Annotated in this window: 18 protein-coding genes; 11 read left to right on the top strand and 7 right to left on the bottom strand. The window is 69.0% G+C overall.

What is annotated here, in order from left to right; all coding sequences use genetic code 11:
- The first annotated feature begins 19 nt into the window (after positions 1-19).
- From AVL62_RS04025 to AVL62_RS18180, 10 genes are all read left to right on the top strand, one after another.
- Positions 20-1,615 (top strand): carbohydrate-binding domain-containing protein, encoded by a 1,596-nt coding sequence (locus AVL62_RS04025; RefSeq protein ID WP_058890391.1) that lies wholly within the window; start codon positions 20-22, stop codon positions 1,613-1,615.
- A gap of 245 nt (positions 1,616-1,860) precedes the next feature.
- On the top strand, positions 1,861-2,073 hold the full coding sequence (locus AVL62_RS16930; RefSeq protein WP_153011653.1) for a hypothetical protein: 213 nt from the start codon (positions 1,861-1,863) through the stop codon (positions 2,071-2,073).
- Positions 2,074-2,115: 42 nt separating this feature from the next.
- Complete coding sequence (locus AVL62_RS04035) at positions 2,116-3,423, top strand: sensor histidine kinase (protein WP_153011654.1); 1,308 nt, start codon at positions 2,116-2,118, stop codon at positions 3,421-3,423.
- Positions 3,424-3,434: 11 nt separating this feature from the next.
- The gene (locus AVL62_RS04040; protein WP_235585522.1) at positions 3,435-4,085 is read left to right on the top strand and encodes a response regulator transcription factor; all 651 of its coding nucleotides are present in this window, start codon (positions 3,435-3,437) and stop codon (positions 4,083-4,085) included.
- A gap of 177 nt (positions 4,086-4,262) precedes the next feature.
- Positions 4,263-4,964: a 4-hydroxy-tetrahydrodipicolinate reductase gene (locus AVL62_RS04045; protein WP_058890395.1), complete on the top strand. Its 702-nt coding sequence runs from the start codon at positions 4,263-4,265 to the stop codon at positions 4,962-4,964.
- Entirely contained in the window at positions 4,961-5,983 is a 1,023-nt protein-coding gene (gene dapA, locus AVL62_RS04050; RefSeq protein WP_058890396.1) for a 4-hydroxy-tetrahydrodipicolinate synthase, read from the top strand. Before AVL62_RS04045 ends, dapA begins: the two co-directional genes overlap by 4 nt.
- Positions 5,984-6,006: 23 nt before the next feature.
- A complete protein-coding gene (locus AVL62_RS04055) occupies positions 6,007-6,825 on the top strand; it encodes a 2,3,4,5-tetrahydropyridine-2,6-dicarboxylate N-succinyltransferase (RefSeq protein ID WP_083518684.1) in 819 nt (272 codons plus the stop codon).
- Positions 6,826-6,872: 47 nt separating this feature from the next.
- Positions 6,873-8,012 (top strand): pyridoxal phosphate-dependent aminotransferase, encoded by a 1,140-nt coding sequence (locus tag AVL62_RS04060; RefSeq protein ID WP_153011655.1) that lies wholly within the window; start codon positions 6,873-6,875, stop codon positions 8,010-8,012.
- Entirely contained in the window at positions 8,009-9,205 is a 1,197-nt protein-coding gene (locus tag AVL62_RS04065; RefSeq protein WP_058890398.1) for a hypothetical protein, read from the top strand. The genes AVL62_RS04060 and AVL62_RS04065 overlap by 4 nt, the downstream gene beginning before the upstream one ends.
- Positions 9,206-9,699: 494 nt before the next feature.
- Positions 9,700-10,014, top strand: a complete 315-nt coding sequence (locus AVL62_RS18180; protein ID WP_419177482.1) for a winged helix-turn-helix domain-containing protein — start codon at positions 9,700-9,702, stop codon at positions 10,012-10,014.
- 7 nt (positions 10,015-10,021) lie between these two features.
- Here the strand turns inward: AVL62_RS18180 and AVL62_RS18185 are convergent, their stop codons facing one another.
- The 4 genes from AVL62_RS18185 to istA all read right to left on the bottom strand — a co-directional run bounded on the left by AVL62_RS18185 (position 10,022) and on the right by istA (position 14,375).
- Positions 10,022-10,924, bottom strand: a complete 903-nt coding sequence (locus AVL62_RS18185) for a sulfotransferase (RefSeq protein WP_083518667.1) — start codon at positions 10,922-10,924, stop codon at positions 10,022-10,024.
- Between the two features lie 98 nt (positions 10,925-11,022).
- Positions 11,023-11,658 carry a WecB/TagA/CpsF family glycosyltransferase gene (locus tag AVL62_RS18190; protein ID WP_083518668.1) on the bottom strand — a complete coding sequence of 212 codons (636 nt, stop codon included), beginning with the start codon at positions 11,656-11,658 and terminating at the stop codon, positions 11,023-11,025.
- Between the two features lie 417 nt (positions 11,659-12,075).
- Positions 12,076-12,855 (bottom strand): IS21-like element helper ATPase IstB, encoded by a 780-nt coding sequence (gene istB, locus AVL62_RS04070; RefSeq protein WP_058890399.1) that lies wholly within the window; start codon positions 12,853-12,855, stop codon positions 12,076-12,078.
- Positions 12,852-14,375, bottom strand: coding sequence for an IS21 family transposase (gene istA / locus AVL62_RS04075; RefSeq protein WP_083518670.1), 1,524 nt, complete (start codon positions 14,373-14,375; stop codon positions 12,852-12,854). Before istA ends, istB begins: the two co-directional genes overlap by 4 nt.
- 441 nt (positions 14,376-14,816) lie before the next feature.
- On the opposite strand from istA, the gene AVL62_RS04080 reads away from it, so the two are divergent.
- The gene (locus AVL62_RS04080) at positions 14,817-16,058 is read left to right on the top strand and encodes an ISL3 family transposase (protein WP_058890401.1); all 1,242 of its coding nucleotides are present in this window, start codon (positions 14,817-14,819) and stop codon (positions 16,056-16,058) included.
- 8 nt (positions 16,059-16,066) lie between these two features.
- Here AVL62_RS04080 and AVL62_RS18195 read toward each other — a convergent pair whose 3' ends face one another.
- The 3 genes from AVL62_RS18195 to AVL62_RS16935 form a co-directional block, all read right to left on the bottom strand.
- Positions 16,067-16,375, bottom strand: coding sequence for a helix-turn-helix domain-containing protein (locus AVL62_RS18195; RefSeq protein ID WP_083518686.1), 309 nt, complete (start codon positions 16,373-16,375; stop codon positions 16,067-16,069).
- 114 nt (positions 16,376-16,489) lie between these two features.
- Positions 16,490-17,986 carry a carbohydrate binding domain-containing protein gene (locus tag AVL62_RS16495; RefSeq protein ID WP_161937830.1) on the bottom strand — a complete coding sequence of 499 codons (1,497 nt, stop codon included), beginning with the start codon at positions 17,984-17,986 and terminating at the stop codon, positions 16,490-16,492.
- A gap of 685 nt (positions 17,987-18,671) precedes the next feature.
- The gene (locus AVL62_RS16935) at positions 18,672-19,022 is read right to left on the bottom strand and encodes a hypothetical protein (protein WP_161937831.1); all 351 of its coding nucleotides are present in this window, start codon (positions 19,020-19,022) and stop codon (positions 18,672-18,674) included.
- Positions 19,023-19,052 lie beyond the last annotated feature (30 nt).

A 19,052-nucleotide genomic window follows, 5' to 3' on the forward strand; every position in this document is an offset into this window, starting at 1 on the left:
CCACCGAAGGAGAACCACCATGAGCACCACCCGCACCCGCCTGCGCACCACCGCCGCCAGCCTCGCCGTCGCCGCCCTGATCGCCGGCTGCGGCGTCCAGGGGACCACCGGCACCACCGCCGCCGGCAGCACCGTCAGCACGAGCACCTCCGACAGCGAGGGCTCGACCGAGGAGACGAGTGGCACGGCCGAGGAGAGCGCCGCGGCGCCCGAGGACGACGAGGCCGCCGGCGAGGACACCGAGGAGGCGATCGGCACCGTCGGCCTCACCACTCACGCCGACGGCGACGAGGCCGACTACGACGCGGCGAGCGCGGTGTCGGTGGAGCTGGCCGACGACGGCGGCAGCAGCAGCGCCGGGAGCGGCGTCGAGGTGAGCAGCACCGAAGAGGGGACCGACCTGGTGACGATCGCCGAGGCCGGCACCTACGTCCTCTCCGGGACCCTGACCGACGGCCAGGTCGTCGTCGACGTGCCAGAGGAGGACGACGTCACCGTCGTGCTCGACGGGGTCGAGATCACCAGCTCGCTCGGGTCGGCGCTGCAGATCAGCTCCGCCGAGGACGCCACGGTCGTGCTCGCGGACGGCTCGGACAACGCCCTGACCGACCCCGAGACGTATGCCCAGACCGAGGCAAGCGTCGATGAGGAGACCGGCGAGGAGGTGGACGCGCCCAACGCGGCGCTCTACTCCACCGCCGACCTCACCATCGCCGGCACCGGGGCGCTGACCGTCGAGAGCTACGGCGCCGACGGCATCACGAGCAAGGACGGCTTGGTGATCCTCTCCGGTGAGATCACCGTCAACGCCGTCGACGACGGGATCCGCGGCAAGGACTTCCTGTCGATCCAGGGCGGCACCCTCACCGTCACCGCCAACGGCGACGCGTTGAAGTCGGACAACACCGAGGACGGCACCGGCATCATCGCCGTCTCGGGTGACTCGACCGAGATCACCGTCGCGGCCGGTGACGACGCCGTGAAGGCCGAGAACGTCATCGACCTGGTCGACGGCACCCTGACCGTCACCCAGTCGCTCGAAGGACTCGAGTCGGCCCGGATCGTCGTGGAGGGCGGCACCACCGAGGTCACCGCGAGCGACGACGCGCTCAACGCCGCCTCCGACACGGTCACGCCGAGCGTGGAGATCAGTGGCGGCGAGCTCACCCTCACCTCGGACGGTGACGGCCTCGACTCCAACGGCACGGTCACGATGACCGGCGGCACGGTCGTGGTCAACGGACCCACGATGGACGGCAACGGCGCCGTGGACGTCGACGGTGACTTCCTCCTCTCCGGCGGCACCCTCACCGCGGTGGGCAGCGCCGGGATGATGATGGCACCTTCCACCGACAGCGAGCAGGCCTCGATCGCCACCGCCCTGTCCGGCTCGGTTGCGGCCGGCGAGACGCTCACCGTGACGGACGCCGACGGCGCCGTCGTCGCCGAGGTCGCGGTGACCAAGGACACCGCCTCGCTCGTGCTGTCCACCGCCGACCTGGTGGCCGGAGAGACGTATACCGTCACCGCCGGCGGCACGGAAGTCGCCACGGCGACGGCGGGTGAGTATGCGCAGATGGGCATGGGCGGAATGGGCGGCGGCTCCCGGCCCTGAGTCCCCCGCAGGACCGACGGTCTCCGCCATTGACCTCACGGAAATCCGTCTGCAGGATGACGCCCCGGCCTGGTGACCACACCAGACTGGGGCGCGTGCAGTCACAGGATCACGTGCGTGTCGTCGAGGGAGATGCAGAGGGACACTCTGGCCGGACCCTAGGTCAGGCCGAGCTGGTCACCTCGGACCTCGCCGTGATGCGGGTGGGTAACAGGGAGCCCGCCCCGACCCTTCCGCTGCATGTCGTGCCCGCCCCTGTCGCGGCAGGGGGCGACAGGGACGGGCACGACCGCATCGACGTCGTCGAGGTGCTCTCCGCCGAAAACGGCGAGAGTATGGTGGCGCTCCGCCTCGCTCACGCCGTCCCCGGCTGGACCGAGCCGGAGCCGACGGCGGCCGGTCTGGCCACGCTCACCTCGAAGCCGTGGTGGTGCAAGCTCTTCCCCTCGATGTGCTAGACCCGTCATCTGCGTTGATGACGAACCACGGAAGGAGTGGTCGTGACCGGCACTGCTCCTGAGGTACGACGGACCCCGGCGCAGCAGCACTGGCGACGAGCAGGTCAGGCGGCGAACGTGCTGGCCGTGCTGACGGCCGGGCTGCTCGACCTCGGGACCGCCGGAGTGCTGTCCGGTCCGCTGCGCACCTTCGGCGGCATGGAGATCTCGGGTCTGGCCATGGCGCCACCCGTGCTCGTCATGGTCGCTCTCCTCTTCGTCAGGAGGCGCTATCCGCTACCGGTCCTGCTGGCGACCACCGGCATCTCGATCGCCGCCATGCTGGTCTTCACCACGGCGCAACCGCTCTTCTGCGTCCTGGTCGCCCTGCACGCAGCATCGCGACGGGGCAGCCTGCGCCGTTCGCTGCTCGCCCTCGGGATCGCCCTGACCACGGTTCCCATGGTGGTGCTCGCGGTGCACAGGTCCTACGACGACCCCACGCCGCTCGACTGGATCTTCCCCGGCGTGTTCTTCATCGTCGTCGTGATGACCGCTTGGGGGGTCGCGACCCGCGACCGACTCTCGCACGAGCGCAACCGGGACCTGCACGGTGAGATCGACGTCCGCGCCGAGGAGGCCGCGCACGCCGAGCGGCAACGCATCGCCCGCGAGCTGCACGACATCGTCGCCCACTCGGTCAGCGCCATGATGATGCAGGCCGCCGGCGCCCGCGCCATGAGCCAGTCCGTCGCGAAGGACGCACCGGACGACGCACGGCTCGACACGGTCCAGCGCGCCCTGGGCACGATCGAGTCGACCGGGGCGCAGAGCATGCGCGAGCTGCACCGGCTCCTCGGCGCGCTGCGCGAGGACCAGATCCACGACCACCTGCCCAGCAGCCTCGACCTCGACCACGCCCCCAGCGCCCAGCCCGGGCTGGACGACATCGACGCCCTGGTGGAGGTGCCGCGCAGCAGCGGTCTCATCGTCGAGGTCCACCGCTCGGGACACGCGCGGACGGTCGACCCGTCGGTGGGCGCGGCGGCATACCGGGTGGTGCAGGAGTCGCTCACCAACGCGCTCAAGCACGCCGGGCGCGGTGCGCTCGTGGACGTCTACCTCGCGTGGCAGGACACCGAGCTGCAGGTGCAGGTCCGCTCCCGCGCCAGCCACGGGATGCGTCCGGCGACGCCCAACGGCGGCACCGGGCTCCGCGGGCTGCGCGAGCGGGTGGGGCTCGTCGGCGGGAGTTTTGAGGCCGGGTGGTCCGGTGAGGAGTTCATCAACACCGCCGTCCTGCCGGTGCGGCCGCCCACGAGCGGCGGCCCGGCCGAGCGGCCGGCACCCGGCACGGCGGGGCGGGAGTGAGCATCACGGTCGTGATCGCCGACGACCAGCAGGAGGTCCGCGAGGGCCTGGAGATGCTGCTCGGCGTGCACGGCGACATCGAGGTGGTCGGCCTCGCCGCGGACGGCGACGAGGCGGTTGCGCTGACCGAGCAGACCTCGCCCGACGTCGTCGTCATGGACATCCGGATGCCGGGGACGGACGGCATCGAGGCGACCCGCCGGATCGTGCAGGAGTGTCCGGAGAAGGGGGCCGTGACGACCGTCCTCATGCTCACGACCTTCGACCACGACGACGCGCTCTACGGCGCGCTGCGGGCCGGAGCGTCGGGCTACATGCTCAAGGACGCCGCCCCCAGCCGGCTCCCCGACGCGATCCGGCAGGTCGCCGCGGGTGAGTCCTGGATCGACCCGAGCGTGGCCGGCAAGGTCATCGAGACCCTGCGCGACACGGCACCGCGGGACGCCCGGGGGCTGCCGGACCTCGACCTGCTCTCCCCGCGCGAGCTCGAGGTGCTGAAGCTCATGGGTGACGCGCCCTCCAACACCGACCTCGCCCGCCAGCTCTACGTCTCCGAGGCGACGATCAAGACGCACATCTCCCGGCTGCTCATGAAGACCGGCAGCTCCGAGCGCGCCCAGCTCGTGGCCCTGGCCTACAAGACCGGCCTCGTGCAGCCCTGACCCTTCTCTGAGAGCCGCGCGGCGTACCAAGTTCGTCGCCTCGTGCGGGAGGACGGGGAGCCCTGACCGCCGCCCCGCAGGAGATCGTCCGGCCTGCGCGCTGATCCGCAGGAAATACGCCCTGACCTGCGAAAACGCCGTTTGCGAGGCTTCCGTGAGCGCCGACATACTCGTCCGGTGCCCACCCGCATCGGACTCTTCGGCACCGGACGCCTCGGCTCGGCGATCCGGCGGCTCGCCGACTCCCGGGACGACGTCGACGTCGTCTGGGCGGTGCGGAGCAGCGACCCCGAGGCACGGGAGGCGGTGGACGTCGCGATCGACGTCAGCACCGGCACGGCCGTCGCCGCGCACCTCGCGTGGGCGCAGCGCAGCGGCACCGATCTCGTGGTCGGCGCGACCGGCTTCGACCCCGCGCTGCTCGACACCGAGCTGGGCGTGCGGGTGCTCGTCGCACCGAACTTCTCCCTCGGGGTCGCCCTCGCCCGCCGCGTGAGCAGGCTGCTCGGGGGGTATGCCGCCGCGCACCGCGCCGCGGGCATACCGGTCGACCTCGCGGTCACCGAGACCCATCACCGCCACAAGGTCGACGCACCCAGCGGCACCGCGCTCTCCCTGCGCGACGCGCTGGCCGACGCTGCCGGTGCCGGCGCAGCGGACGTCCAGACCACCAGCCTGCGACTCGGGGAGGTCGTGGGCGAGCACGAGGTCACCCTCGCCTCCCCCACCGAGACGATCACCCTCCGGCACACCGCGCACGACCGCGACCTCTTCGCCACCGGGGCCCTGACGGCCGCACTCTGGCTCACCGACCGGCCCGGACCGGGCCTGTTCACCCTCGACGACCTCGCCGAGGACCACCTGAAGGAGACAGCATGAGCACCAGCCTCACCGCAGCACCGTTCACCGGTCTCGGCGTCGCCCTGGCGACGCCGTTCACGACCGGGACCGACGCCGTGGGCGGCTCGCGAAAGCCCGCTGTCGACCACGACGCCTTCGGCCGGCTCGTCGAGCACGTGATCGCCGACGGGCGGGGGATCGACTGGCTGGTCGTCCTCGGCTCCACCGGCGAGGCCGCCACGGTCACCGACGTCGAGCGGCACGCGCTGGTGCGCCAGGCCGTCGAGCTGGCCCGCCGCGACGACCGCCGCATCCCGGTCGTCGTAGGGGTCGGGCACAACGACACCGAACGCACCTGCGAGCTCGCCGGGCAGGCTGCGGCCGCCGGTGCCGACGCCCTGCTCGTCGTCACGCCGTTCTACAACAAGCCCCAGGTCAGTGGCCTGGTGGCGCACTACCGCGCCGTCGCCGACGCGGCGCCTGGGCTGCCGATCATCGCCTACAACGTGCCCGGCCGCACCGGCTGCAACATCACTCCCGAGGCGCTGCGGGCGATCTGGGAGATCGACCAGGTCGTCGCGATCAAGGAGAGCTCGGGCGACCTGCGCCAGATCGCCCGGATGTGCCAGGAGGCGCCGCAGGGCCGTGCGGTGCTCGCCGGGGACGACGACCTCGCGCTGGCCGGCATCGCCGTCGGCGCGCAGGGGCTGGTCTCGGTGTGTGCCAACGTGGTGCCGACCGAGACCCGGCGCCTCGTGCACGCCGCGATGGCCGGTGATCTGCCCCTCGCTCGCGAGAGCGCTGCGCTGCTGGCACCGACGATGGCGGCGATGTTCGCCGAGACCAACCCGGTGCCGGTCAAGGCCGCGCTGGCGTGCCTCGGCCTGGCCACCGCACAGGTACGGCTGCCGCTCTCCCCCGCCGAGCCGGACACCTGGTCGCAGGTCCAGACCGCGCTCGCCGACCTGCAGACCTCCCGCCGCAGCGACTCGGCGTCGATCGGACGGCTGCCGGAGCGGGTCGCCGTCCCGCACGACACCTCGGCGCTGGCGTCGTGAGCACCGTCGGCACCATGGAGTCCATGACTCAGCAGGACACGACCGACGGCACCTCGCTGCGCCAGGTCTTCGCCGAGGGCAGCGGCATCGACCCGACGGTGGAGCATGTGGAGCAGCTGCTCGCCGGGCTGGAGGACGGCTCGATCCGGGCCGCCAGCCGGTCCGCGGACGGCGACTGGACGGCGCACGGCTGGGTCAAGCGCGGCATCCTCGCCGCCTTCCGGCTCAGCGAGACCGTCGAGCTCGACTGGCCGGGCGGCAGCGTCGACAAGTCGCTCGTGCCGGCGCGCCGGATCACGGCGGGCGACGGCATACGCCTCGTGCCCGGCGGGACCTCGGTCCGCCGCGGTGCCCACCTCGCCCCGGGCGTGGTGGTCATGCCGCCGAGCTACGTCAACGCCGGGGCGCACGTCGGTGCAGGCTCGATGGTCGACAGCCACGTCCTCGTCGGCTCGTGCGCGCAGGTGGGTGCAGGGGTGCACCTGTCCACCGCCGTGCAGCTCGGCGGGGTGCTCGAGCCGGTCGGTGCCCGCCCGGTCGTCGTCGAGGACGACGTCTTCGTCGGGGCGCAGTGCGGGCTCTACGAGGGCGTGGTCGTGCGTCGCGGTGCCGTGCTGGCACCGGGCGTCACGCTGACCTCGGGGACGACGATCTACGACCTGGTCGAGCAGCGCGAGCTGCGCGGCGAGGTGCCCGAGCGCGCCGTCGTCGTGCCCGGCTCCCGCCCGGCGCGCGGCGACTACGCCGACGTCCTCGGGCTCTCGCTCTACGCCCCCGTGATCGTGAAGTACCGCGACGCCGCGACCGACGCCGCCACGGCGCTCGAGGAGTCGCTGCGGTGAGGACGGCCTCGCGGGTGGCGGGCCAGGGCCTGTCACCCATCCGACGCATGGCGCTCGGAGCCCCGCCGGACGCGATCAACCTCGGGCTCGGCGAGCCCGGGTGGCCGCTGCCGACCGGACAGGCCGTGCGTCCGGACGAGGGTCCGGCCGACCTGTCCTACGGGCCCAACACCTCCGACCCGGCTCTGGTGGCGGCGATCGCCGGCTACGCCCAGGCCCGCGGTTCGGACACGGTCGGTCCGGACGGGGTCATGGTCACCGCCGGCAGCCAGGCGGCGCTCTTCGCGCTCTTCCAGGCGTATGCCGAGCCCGGATCGGCCGTGCTCGTGCCCGACCCCGGCTTCGTCGCCTACCCCACCCTCGCCCGGCTGTGCGGCGCGACGCCCGTCGGCTACCCGCTCCGCCCGGACGGCGACCTCGACGCCGAGGCGCTGCTCGCGGTGCTGGGCGAGCACGGGCATACCTCCCTGGTCGTGCTCAACCACCCCGCCAATCCGACCGGCGGGTTGGCCTCTGCCGACGCGCTCCAGCGGGTCGCCGAGGCGTGCGCGGAGCGCGACGTGCTGCTCGTGAGCGACGAGGTGTATGCCGAGCTCTGGGTCGACGAGCCGCCCGCCTCGCTGCGTGATGTCACGGACACGGGCGTGGTGCTGGGGTCGATGAGCAAGGCCTTCGGCGCGCCCGGACTGCGGATCGGCTGGGCGACCGGCGAGCCCGAGGTGCTCGCGCCCGCCCGGCTGGTGCACAACGCGATGACCACGGCCCCGTCGCGGCTCTCCCAGCGCGCGGCGCTCGCGCTGCTCGGGGCCGCGGGCGAGGTGCTGCCCGCGGCGCGCGAGCAGCTCCGCCTGCGCTGGGACGCGGTCGAGCGACTGGCCCCCGGGGGAAATGGACATAGCTTTCTGGGCGACGGGCACCACATTCCTATGTCCAGAACGGCGACGAGGGCCGGGTTCTACCTCTGGCTCGCCCTGCCCCACGACCTCGACGACGACTCCACCTCGCGCGACGACCCTGCTGTCACCGAGGCGTTCGCCCTGCGCCTGCGCGACGAGGCCGGGGTGACGACGATCCCCGGGACCGCCTTCGGACCGCGAGGAGCGGGTTTCCTCCGCGTGAGCCTGGGTGGTCCGGTGGACGCGCTCGAGGAAGGACTCCGGCGCCTGGCGCCCTGGTGGAAGGCATGATCTTGACCGCTGCGACGACTGACCTCTTCGCCTTCGACGAGGCGAGGCTCGACGAGCTGGCCACCTCGCACCCTGGCCCGTTCTTCGCCTACGACCTGGCGGCGGCACGCGAGCGCTTCGACCGGCTCCGCGCCGCCCTTCCCGCGCGGGTCCGCCTGGCGTATGCCGTGAAGTCCAACCCCGGGTTGCCCCTGCTCGAGGCCTTCGCCGGCCGGGGCGCGTGGTTCGACTGCGCGAGCGCCGGTGAGGTGTCGGCCGCGCTGGCCGCCGGCGGCACCGGCGCCGGAATGGTCTTCGCCGGCCCCGCCAAGACCGAGCGCGACCTGCAGGCCGCCCTCTTCGCCGGGGCCCGCGTCCAGGTCGACGGCATCGAGGACATCGCGCGGCTGCACGCCCTGCACACCGGCGAGACCCCGCTGGCGGTCAACGTCCGGGTCAACCCTGCCGGGGGTGTGTCCGAGGTGGCGAGCATCATCGGTGGTGTCGGGCCGAGCGCGTTCGGGGTGGACGAGGAGGTGCTGGAGGCCTTCGTGACCGAGGCCGCGCGCTTCGAGCGGGTCGAGATCCGCGGGCTCCAGGTCTTCTCGGCCAGCAACGAGCTGGACGCCGGGCGGCTGCTGGCCAACCACCGGACGGCGCTGCGCATCGGGCGACGGCTGCAGGAGCTGCTGGGCCGCGAGCTCGACCTCGTCGACCTCGGCGGCGGTCTCGGGATCCGGTATGCCCTGACCGAGCCCAACCTCGACGTCCGGGCGGTCGGTGCGGGCCTCGGGCGCATCCTCGGCGAGAACGACTGGTTCACCGGCGAGCTGTTGCTCGAGCCCGGCCGCTGGCTCTCCGGACCCACCGGCGTCTATGCCGCTCGGGTCGTGCGCACCAAGGTCTCCCGCGGCGAGCGCTTCGTCATGCTCGAGGGCGGCATCAACCACCTGCTCCGGCCGCTGCTGACCGGGCAGTCGTTCCCCACCCTGGCCGTGCGCCCCGGCGAAGGCGTCGTCGACGGCGAGCGGGCGACGACGACGCTGGCCGGGCCGCTGTGCACCTCGCTGGACCGGGTGGGCACGGGTGACCTCCCGGTGGACCTGCGCCCGGGAGACGTGGTGATGTTCGGGCAGACCGGCGCCTACGCCTACACCCAGGCCATGAGCCACTTCCTGTCGCACGCCCTCCCGGAGCAGCACTGGGTGTGCTGAATGGACGGGCGGTGGCCCCGACCCCGCTCTGATTGACCGCCGGCCCCATTCGATCTAGCCACAGATCGCAAGTGCGGGTAGCCTATCGCTTGAATTACTAGGGCTACCCGGGCAACGCTCGGCTAGTTCAGAGGAGAGTCGTGACCCCTCACATGTGGCTGGTTCCCGTGCAATCTGATCCGGGCACTCTGCGCCTGACCTCTGAGGTGCTGCGTCATCAAGGGTCGGAGGTAGATTTGCTGTCCCCTGATCGGCTTCGCCTGCAACTCGAGCAAGGCCTACGGCAAGCCACAGTGATCCACGGGGGGCCCGTCACGACACCACTGCTCGATGTACAGCGATGGTTGCAAGAGTTCGACGTGCCAACGACCGTCTTGGTGGAGTCCATCTCTGACCGACATAGGTCCACTCTTCGCAGGCGTGGAGTCTGCGATGTCCTGAGCCTCCCCGCGTCTCGAGAAGATCTTGAGACCATGGCTGAGCGGCTGGCACGCATGGCCCCTTCGGCGAAAAGTCCACGCTCTCTTCACGTTGGGGACCTTGAAATCTCGCCTGATCGTCACATCGCCACCGTTGCGCATATCCCTCTTCATCTGACCAAGTCGGAATTTGCGATCCTCCAGACACTCGCGCTCCAAGCGGGTCGGGCTGTGGCAAGGTCCGACATCAAGCGCGCGCTCGGCGAAGACTATTCCGCACGGGCCCTTGAGTCACACATCAGCCGGCTCAGACTGAAACTGCGCAACGCAGGGACTGCTAACGTCATCACTCCGGTCAGACACAGGGGCTATCGACTGGAAGCGCGGTAGCGGCGACCTAGCCTACGGGGAGGCGGGCAGCCTCCAGAGCGGCTGTCGTCGTACCCGTGAGGGACTCGATGCGCCGCCGTTCACTGTCCGTGACTTTGTGGTGCCATTCTCGCGCGACGAGTTCAGGGGACCGATGAAAATTGTGGAGCGAAGAAGCCGCCGTCGATGCGCCCCCCTTTGCATTCAGATCGGCTTCTACGCCCGCACCCAAGGCCAAGCCAACCCGATCGAACAGTGTGCGAACACCCGGCATCCCGGCGCCAGCCAACTCTTCGTGAGAGACCACGACGGTGCTGGGCTCGCGGCGCAGATCTGCCAGAGCTACGCCGTATAGTGCATTGTAGAACCACGCCATTGCCGCAACCGTGTCGTCGTTCGACGGCGGAGGGCCGAGGGCCTCCGACAATCGGTTGCCTTGGGCGAATGAGGACAGTGCCAGGGCCAACTCATCCAGGTCTGGTGACCATCCCATTCGCCTATAACTCGCCAATGCGGCACCTGGGTGACGATAGACGAGAATAGCCTGCGCGCCGGTGACCCGCCTTATGGTAGGAATGGACAACATGGCGAATGGGTCCTTCACGACAACCCGGAAGGCAGGCAGGGGAGCCAACCACTGGCTCCGCCCGTAGCGACTATAGACGGCCAGGTTTAGTCCTGCGTACGACGATCTCAGGGCAACCCGTTGCCGAAGACTGGGCTCCTCTAAGCGTGTCCATCGGGAAAGAGTTCCCGCGAGGCCGTACTGCCGCCCTCTGGGGTTCATTGGCTCACGCCCGGTCAAGGCTGCCTCGGGGGACGCCGCCAGCAGACGGGCCAGCCAAGTTGTCCCAGACCGTGGCATGCCGGTCACCAATAGGGCGGTTCTGCCAGATCTTCGACGAAGCGAAGCGGGCCGCTGACCGCGCATGACTACCGCCTACTTCCTGGAACTGGAGGATGACATGCTACCTGAGAGTCGTGCCATTGCAACGCGAACGGCTCAATCGCTAATGGGAATCAGCGATTTCAACCCCGCAACGTCGCATTCCTTCTTGTCGTGAGCGATGAAAAGAGACTGCGACCACGTGTGTATCGGCGGACTCTCAACTGCGAGGGTATGAGCGAAATCGACATCAGTAGCCCCCTACTGTACCTGCCCGCGAGACGAGGAAAATCTTGTTTCAGGCGGTAAACCCACTCCAGCCCAAGGCGCTGCAAAACCAGTGGGGCCCGTCGTTCTTCACCTGCCAAGAAGCCGAACCAGCCACCGCATGTCACAACGATGGAGGGCGGAAGTTCCGATCGGTTCTGAACGCTCCACACGGCCTCGAGCGGCATCCCCAGACCTAGAAAGATAACGTCGGGCCTCGCCTCGCGCAACGAGTCCAGCATTTCGAGGTCGTCAGAGAAGTATCCATGGGAAGTAAAAACGGTGTGCGCTGGCGACTTTTCTTGCAGGACTGACGCTGCAGAATCAGCGAGACCCGGGGGCCCTCCTATCAATGCTACGCGAACAGGGCGCTCTAACGTCTTCGCCATTTCGCGGAGAATAGATATCCCGATGTCTGTTGTGGGCGCCCGTTCGATGACTCTAGCTCCGCCAATGCGAGCCAACAGTACGATCGCAATTCCGTCAGCGTAGACAAGCGAGGCCGCGTCCATGGCTTCACGAAAATGCGGATTGGACAGCTCCAACAGTCCACCGACATGGAACGCGAAGGCAAGTGAGGCCGGCCTTCTTGGCGACTGAACGATCTCCCGCACGACGTCCGCCGCGCGAAGGTCTGCCACACGCACCCCACCTACGCGTACCGAAGGCAGGGGCCCGCTTCGCCGCGAACTGAGAGACCTCGACTCTGATTGCCTTCGCACGCACCCATGCTAGCGGGACTGCTGCACGATCAGGTGACAGTGGTTAGTCACGCAACCTGATCGGCTGGTGTGGTCATGATGGTCTCGTACTCGATGGGGGTCAACCGGCCGAGAGCGGCTTGGCGTCGGCGGCGGTGGTAGGTGTCAACGGCCAGTTGGAAGTCCCCGGTTTTGGCCAGGTGGAAGTCCCCACCCTCTGCGGGTTGATCAGGGGGTGGGCAGCTCACCTCCTCGGCGTTGACGTGCTTGGCGCATGCGGTAGGACTGGCCGTTGGTGAGCACGGTGGTGGCGTGGTGCAGGAGGCGGTCGAGCATGGACACGGCGGTGGTGTGCTCGGGCAGGAACCGTCCCCAGTCCTCGAAGGAGTGGTGGGAGGCGATGCCGAGGGATCGGCGTTCGTAGGCGGCGGCGACGAACCGGAACAGCAGCTGGGCGCCGGTGTCGTCCAGGGGTGCGAAGCCGATCTCGTCGACGAGGACGACGTCGTTGCGCAGCAGGGTCTCGATGGTCTTGCCGACGGTGTTGTCGGCCAGGCCGCGGTAGAGCGTCTCGACCAGGTCGGCCGCGGTCAGGTACCGCACCCGGTGGCCGGCGAGGACGGCGGCGTGACCCAGGGCGATGAGGGTGTGCGACTTTCCTGTGTCGGCGGGCCCGATGAGCGCGACGTTCTCCCTGGCCCGGACCCACTCCAGGGACGTCAGGTACGCCCAGGTCGGGGCCGGGATCGAGGAGGCGGCCAGGTCGAAGTCCTCGATCGTCTTGAGCACCGGGAACGCCGCGGCCTTGAGGCGTGCTCGCTCGTTGGAGGCGTCCCGGGCGGCGATCTCGGCCTCGACCAGTGCCCGTAGCACTTCCTCGGGCGACCACCGTTGGGTCTTGGCCGTGACGAGCAGCTCGGGGGCGAGCTGTCGCATCGCGGCCAGCTTGAGCCGGCGCAGCCCCGCGGTCAGGTCCGCATCCAGCACCGGCACGGTCGAGGCGCTCACGAGGACACCGCCTTCGGTGCCGGGGCGTACTCGGCCAGCGACCGTCCCGCAGTCGTGGGCAGGTCGAGGACGAGAGCGTCCCCGGCCGGGCGCGGGGTCGGGAGCCCGGTGCCGGCGGCCAGGATCGAGCGGACGTCGGCCGCTTTCCACCGCCCGAACGCGGTCGCTCGCTCGAGCGCGGCGACCATCGTGGCCTGCCCGTGGGCGGCGGTCAGGGTGTTGAGCTCGGCCAGCTCGGGACCCAGGCGGGTGTGCCCGGCCCCGGCGGCACCGGCGATGAACGCCTGCGCGGCCGGGCCGAGCGCGCAGAACTCTTTCTCCGCCGCGGACCGCGGGCGGATCGCCCGCACCGGTGCCGCGGGGCGGGCACCGCCGTAGTGCTCGTCCAGGACCGAGGCCTCACCGGGCGCCACGAGGGGGTGCTCGGCGTGCACCTGCCCGGTGCCGGGGTCCAGGACGAGCACCCGGGTGCCATCGACGAGCACGCCGACCTGGGTGCCGATCAGCGCGGTCGGAACCGAGTACCGGGCCGAGCCGAGGCGGATCGTGGACAGCTTGTCGACCTTGCGGGTGACCGGCGCCGGCCCGATGACCGGGCGCAGCGAGGGCAGCTCGGTGAGCAGGTCGACCTCGGTGGCCAACCGGTCGGATGGGACCGCGCAGGTCTCGGAATGGACCGCGGCGTTGACCTCCTGGCACCATGCCGCTGCCCGCTCGTTCGCGGCACCGAGGTCGGCCAGGACCCGCGCGGCGCCGGCGGCCAGGCCACCGGCGCCGGCGTGCTCGAGCAGCAGCGGCAGGGCCAGGTCGTCCTTGCCGTACCGGACCAGGTTCTCCACGATGCCCTTGGACTCCGGGTCGGCCGCCTCGCAGAAGTCGGGCCGGAACCGGTAGTGCGTGGCGAAGCGGACGTACTCAGCCGTGGGGACGACCCGGTTGGCGACCACGCCACCCTTCAGGCAGCCCATCCGGTCGGCGAGCACCACTCTTGGTGTGCCGCCGAGGACCTCGAAGCACTCGGCCAGCATGGCCATCGTCGTGGCCGCCTTCTCGTCGGCGGCGAGGCGGACGAACCGGAACCGCGACCAGGCCAGCACCGCGGCGAAGACGTGCACGCCGGCGATCACGCCCCAGTCGATGACCAGGTGCTCACCCGGGGACCACGACGCCGGCCGGTGCCGGCGTCCGTGCTCGCTGCGGTACCGCGTCTTCTCCTGGGCGACGAGGCGGCGGAAGTTGCGCGCCGAGCCCGTGAACCCCGCCGCGCGGGCCGTGGGCAGCAGCCGCTTGGCACTGATCCGGCCCCGGGTGTCTTTCACGTCCCCGGCCACGAGCGCGCGCACGGCCTCGTAGTTCGCCGGCCGCGGCGCCCTGACCGGGCGGCCCTGACCGGCGGTGTGACGTTCCACGACCCGCTTGACGGTCTTGTGCGTGGTGCCGCAGATGTCGGCGGCCCCGCGGTAGGTGCCCACCTTCTGGTAGGCGGTGATGATGTCCAACTCTTCCCTCATGTTCTTCAATGGAGCTCCCTGGGCGGTGCGGTGACTGGCTTGACACCGCCACCGTTCACCGTCCAGGGGCTCAGCTCATGGACGACACGAGCAGAGGGTGGGGACTTTTACTTGGCCACCAGCGGGGACCTCCCGTGGCCACCAGTGGGGACTTTGCCACGGCCATGGACAGTAGGTCCGCTCGATCCAGGTCACGATCGCGATCCGCAGGTCGTGGCGAGTGGCCCAATGGGGCTCTTCGTCTTTGAGGGTGGGGTGAAGGGGGCGCGCCGACGCGCTGGGTGTAGGGGGTGATGGGGGTCGAGGTCCCCGATGATCAGAGGACTTCTACCTCTCCTGATCTCCAAGGACCTCGACGTGAATCACCCTACGTCGTCCTGCCCTGCCCTGGGCGCCGGCGGCGCGTACTGCGACACCTGCGACCTCCTCCTGGGACTTGAGGAACTGCACGTGACCGCGGTCGAGCGCGGCGAGCAGCTGCTGACCGTGACCGTCGAGTCAGCACCGGCACCAGCGGGGTGCCCGACCTGCGGGACGGTGGCCGAGGCGCACAGCCGCCGGGTGGTTCGGCTGGTCGACGCGCCCTGCTTCGACACCCCGGTCGTGCTGCTGTGGCGCAAGCGTCGCTACCGGTGCCGGGAGGACGGCTGCCCGGTGCGGACGTTCACCGAGCAGGAACCGGGCCTGGCCCGACCACGGGGGCTGCTGACGACACGCGCCGCGCGGTGGGCGATCGGCCAGATCCGCTCCGAGCACGCCTCGGTGCAGGGCGTGGCCCGCCAGCTCGGGGTGCGGTGGCGCACCGTGTGGTCGGCGATCAAGCCGATCCTGACCGCCGCGGCCGACGACGAATCCCGCTTCGGCGGGGTGGTCACCCTCGGGGTCGATGAGCACGTGTGGCACCACGTGTCCACCAAGGCGCCCGAGGACGGCGGGCGTGGTCCGAAGGAGTTGACCGGGATGGTCGACCTCACCGTCGATGAGAACGGGCAGGTCAGTGCACGTCTGCTCGATCTGGTCCAGGGCCGAACCCGGGCTGCGTACGCCGACTGGCTGGCGGCTCGCGGCGAGGGCTTCACCGCCGGCGTGGACGTCGCGACCCTGGACCCGTTCCAGGGGTACAGGGCCGCGATCGATGAGGAGCTGGCCGACGCGACCGCGGTCCTGGACGCCTTCCACGTCGTCGCTCTGGGCACGAAGTGCGTGGACGAGGTGAGGCGGCGGGTGCAGCAGGCGACCACCGGTCACCGCGGCCGCAAGGGCGACCCGCTGTACGGGATCCAGACGATCCTGCGCGCCGGGGCCGAGAACCTGACCGACAAGCAGCGGGGCCGGATCGAGCGGGCGTTCGCCGCCCGCGCCGAGCACGAGGTGGTCGACCTGGCCTGGCAGTGCGCCCAGCAGCTGCGCGCCGCGTACAAGCAGGCCGACAAGGCAGAGGGGCGCAAGATCGCCGAGCGGATCGTCGCGACCTTCCCCTCCTGCCCGATCCCCGAGATCGCCCGCCTGGGCCGGACCCTGCGCAAGTGGAAAGAAGCGTTCCTGGCCTACTTCGACACCGGCGCCACGAACGGCGGCACCGAGGCGATCAACGGTCTCATCGAGCTCCACCGGCGCATCGCCCGAGGCCTCACCAACTTCGAGAACTACCGCCTGCGCATGCTCCTCATCGGCGGAGGACTGAACCTATGACCCCACCCTCAAAGACGAAGAGCCTGATAAATGCTCTCGTGGCATAGCTGCATCCCAGGGTCGTCGGGGAACCGGGCCCGCAGGTGTCGGCTGATCTGCTGCGGGCTCCACCGCTGGGCCAGCAGCTTCCCGACCACTCGTCGCAGCTCGGCGTTGCTCTCCACGCGCCGTCGATGGTGACGACCGCATCGGCCGGTGGCGGTCCGGAAGGCCTCGAAGGGTCGGTACCCCTGCTTGCCGGCGTTGCGACGCAGCTCTCGAGAGATCGTCGACTTGTCCCGCCCGACTTGCGCCGCGATCGCGGTGACGGTCGGCAGCCATTAGACTGTACTTAGCAGCGCTCGCCGTGAGAGTTGGCTCGTCTCGGCGTCTGCAAGCGAAAGGCGTGTGCTGGGTTTACTTCAACGATCTCGGACCAACCTCCGTGCGGCTCAGGGGTTGCGTCCAACGCGACGCTCTGGGGGCACACCCGTTTGCTGCAGCAACTCCGGAGCTGGCAGCTCAACGACGGGCGGAGGCGGCGGAGACGACGGGTCGACCATATGCGGGCTACCGCGAAGCACCGCCCCGAACGCATCTTGCCTCTCTACGTGTCGCAGGTGCCACGTTCCAATCTCGTTGTTTAACCATGTGTTGAAGTAGGAAAATGCAATCCCATCGTTGAGTACCATAGACTTATAGGTCTCACGCATCCAATTAGGACGATAAGAGTGGGCCATCTCAGTGTAGCCAGTTTCGGCCAAGGCCCAATCTGTACCGTGTTTACGCGCAAAAGCTGAGACATGCTGAAAGTAGTGACTGCCCATGTCCACCCAGTCTAGGTTTCGTTGCCCATTCTTGACTGTTCCGTAATGCTGATAGATGTCAACTCCCAAGACGTCTACCATCTCGTCGCCGGGCCAGATGCTGTCGAATGAGTACTGTTTTTCCCCATACAGCTGGTGCCACCCTGTGACAATGATGGTGAACCCGACGTTGTCCGCACCGTCGCGCACCATCGGTGATAGGCGCTGCTGCATCGCGACCCATTCCCGAATCGGACCGTCACCTTCGGGCTCGTGATGGAAAGCCAGCCAGACTGGACCATCCAGTTCATCGAGCTGAGAGACTAGTTCCCTAACCCAGGCATCTCCCTTCCCGTTGGACATGTCCTCCCACGAATGTGGCAGTTTGAAGCTGATCCATGGAAGACGCCCGGCCGCCAAGTCGCTCTTGGCCACACGGACAGCACTAGACACCTGGCCAGGTCCGAAGAACGTTCGACGTATTCCGAGATGCTGTCCCTGCTCGCGCTCAAACTCTGACGGGTCAGTGTTCGCGCCATAGGTTGCGCCAAAATAGGCACCACAGTTGGGGATACCCCGCGTCGAGTAGGCGCAGCCGTTACTAAGGACGCCGCCTGGGGTGCGCGATCGAGGAGCAGTCACCGGTATCTCCCGAAGGCTCACGTCGTCAACGACAAGCGCCTGCCCTGGCGCCAGTTCCCATGCCATCACGTTCAAGTCGAAAGAACTACCGGCGAGACCGCTCTGTAGATCCATCGTTACGTGTGTCCAATCTTTGGATGTCAGCGCGAATGCTTGGCGATGCTGGCTGACCGATGATGGCCCCACCTCGCGCACCCGAATCTGCCCGCTCACCTCCCCCCCACCTTGCAAGCGCACCCAAGCAGAAGCGCGGTACGTGACCAGTGGTGACGATTTTACGACCGTCGCTTCGAGGTCGTTGAGGACAACATTCTCGGTGGTGGGAGCGGACAGCATGGCGCCGCGCGTGTCGCCCCTGCCACCATCAGTAGACTCTAGGACCGTCGACGAAAGATTAGTCTTCCAACCTCGGACGTCAGCGTCGAAGCTCCCATTAACAACCAGCTCGGGGCCCACCACCTGCAGGCCATCGTCGGATGCGATCGAAACATTCTCAGCCACGCCAACAGACGCGCCGATAGCCACTCCCGGTACGCAGAGTGCTAAGAGGGCGACAAGAGCCACAGCCCTACTTTGCCGCACGGAAGCGATGAGGGTGTGCAGAGATATGCCAGTCAACGGAGCCTCCAGGATCGACTACGCGCTCCGCCAGGCTGTGGGCCAGGCTCGCGACCCAGTGAGACACGGCAGGCCACCGGGTGGGTTCACCGCACGCTAGCAGTCTGCGGCAGCCCTTCCGGGAATCTTTGCCAAACGCGAACGGTATTGCGAGAAGTACCGCTCTCCTGGTGCCGTCCGGCGGCCAAGTCCGTCTGCCCGTGCTGACTTGGGGCGCCCCGAGAGCGGGTGACCTGCGCACCAGACCCAGGCAGCCCTCACGCGGGCCAGCCTCGGCCTAGGGCCGGGCGCCACTCGAAGATCTATGATCGGTCCAAGACCTCCATGCGCAGGAGCGCCATACTCGCCGCGGTCGACCGCTCTGTACCCGCCCAAGATCGGGGCTTTGCGCTGAGTCACCAGCCTCGGCGCCTTCGCTGGTCATTCAGTAGCGGACATGGCCCCCATCGGTGCCGACATCGATAGGTGTCATCGTCACCTTAGGACCGATCCGGCCTCGCCCTGCAGCACGAACCGGGGCACCGATGAGGTCTGGTCCCATCCTGACGCGCGCGGTGTCAGCCAAAGATCAGGAAGGGCAATCGACGGTTAGGGCAGCGTCTAGATGGGTGAGCGCCTCCGCCGCGTGCTCGTCAGCCAAGGACTCATCACCCGAACTGAGGGCAGCTAGCGCCGTCGACCACTCCCGTCTAGCGATGGTCAGCTGCTCGATAATCTGGTCACCCCAGTCGTGCTGTTCTGCCGCCGAGTAGACCTCCAACTCGAAATCTTCGACTGCGGGCAGTAACTGCATGACTGCTGGGACCTCATTTTCTACAGCCGCGGCACGGTACACCTCGATCCTGTCATGAATCTTTGCGCAGACCTGGGCCTCGTCATCTCCCGGTATTACCCCCGAGGGGAGGGTCAGCTCAGGCACATCTGGCAGCACCACTTCGGGTCTCTGCCC

This window comes from Serinicoccus chungangensis, from assembly GCF_001483745.1.
Classification (GTDB): Bacteria; Actinomycetota; Actinomycetes; order Actinomycetales; family Dermatophilaceae; genus Ornithinicoccus; species Ornithinicoccus chungangensis_A.

Excerpts from the sequence above, each read along its gene's own strand:
- AVL62_RS04025 (WP_058890391.1), top strand. The coding sequence starts at position 20 with ATGAGCACCACCCGCACCCGCCTGCGCACCACCGCCGCCAGCCTCGCC.
- dapA (WP_058890396.1), top strand. The coding sequence starts at position 4,961 with ATGAGCACCAGCCTCACCGCAGCACCGTTCACCGGTCTCGGCGTCGCC.
- AVL62_RS04055 (WP_083518684.1), top strand. The coding sequence starts at position 6,007 with ATGACTCAGCAGGACACGACCGACGGCACCTCGCTGCGCCAGGTCTTC.
- AVL62_RS04060 (WP_153011655.1), top strand. The coding sequence starts at position 6,873 with ATGGCGCTCGGAGCCCCGCCGGACGCGATCAACCTCGGGCTCGGCGAG.
- AVL62_RS04065 (WP_058890398.1), top strand. The coding sequence starts at position 8,009 with ATGATCTTGACCGCTGCGACGACTGACCTCTTCGCCTTCGACGAGGCG.
- AVL62_RS18180 (WP_419177482.1), top strand. The coding sequence starts at position 9,700 with ATGGCCCCTTCGGCGAAAAGTCCACGCTCTCTTCACGTTGGGGACCTT.
- AVL62_RS18185 (WP_083518667.1), bottom strand. The coding sequence starts at position 10,924 with ATGCGCGGTCAGCGGCCCGCTTCGCTTCGTCGAAGATCTGGCAGAACC.
- AVL62_RS18190 (WP_083518668.1), bottom strand. The coding sequence starts at position 11,658 with ATGGACGCGGCCTCGCTTGTCTACGCTGACGGAATTGCGATCGTACTG.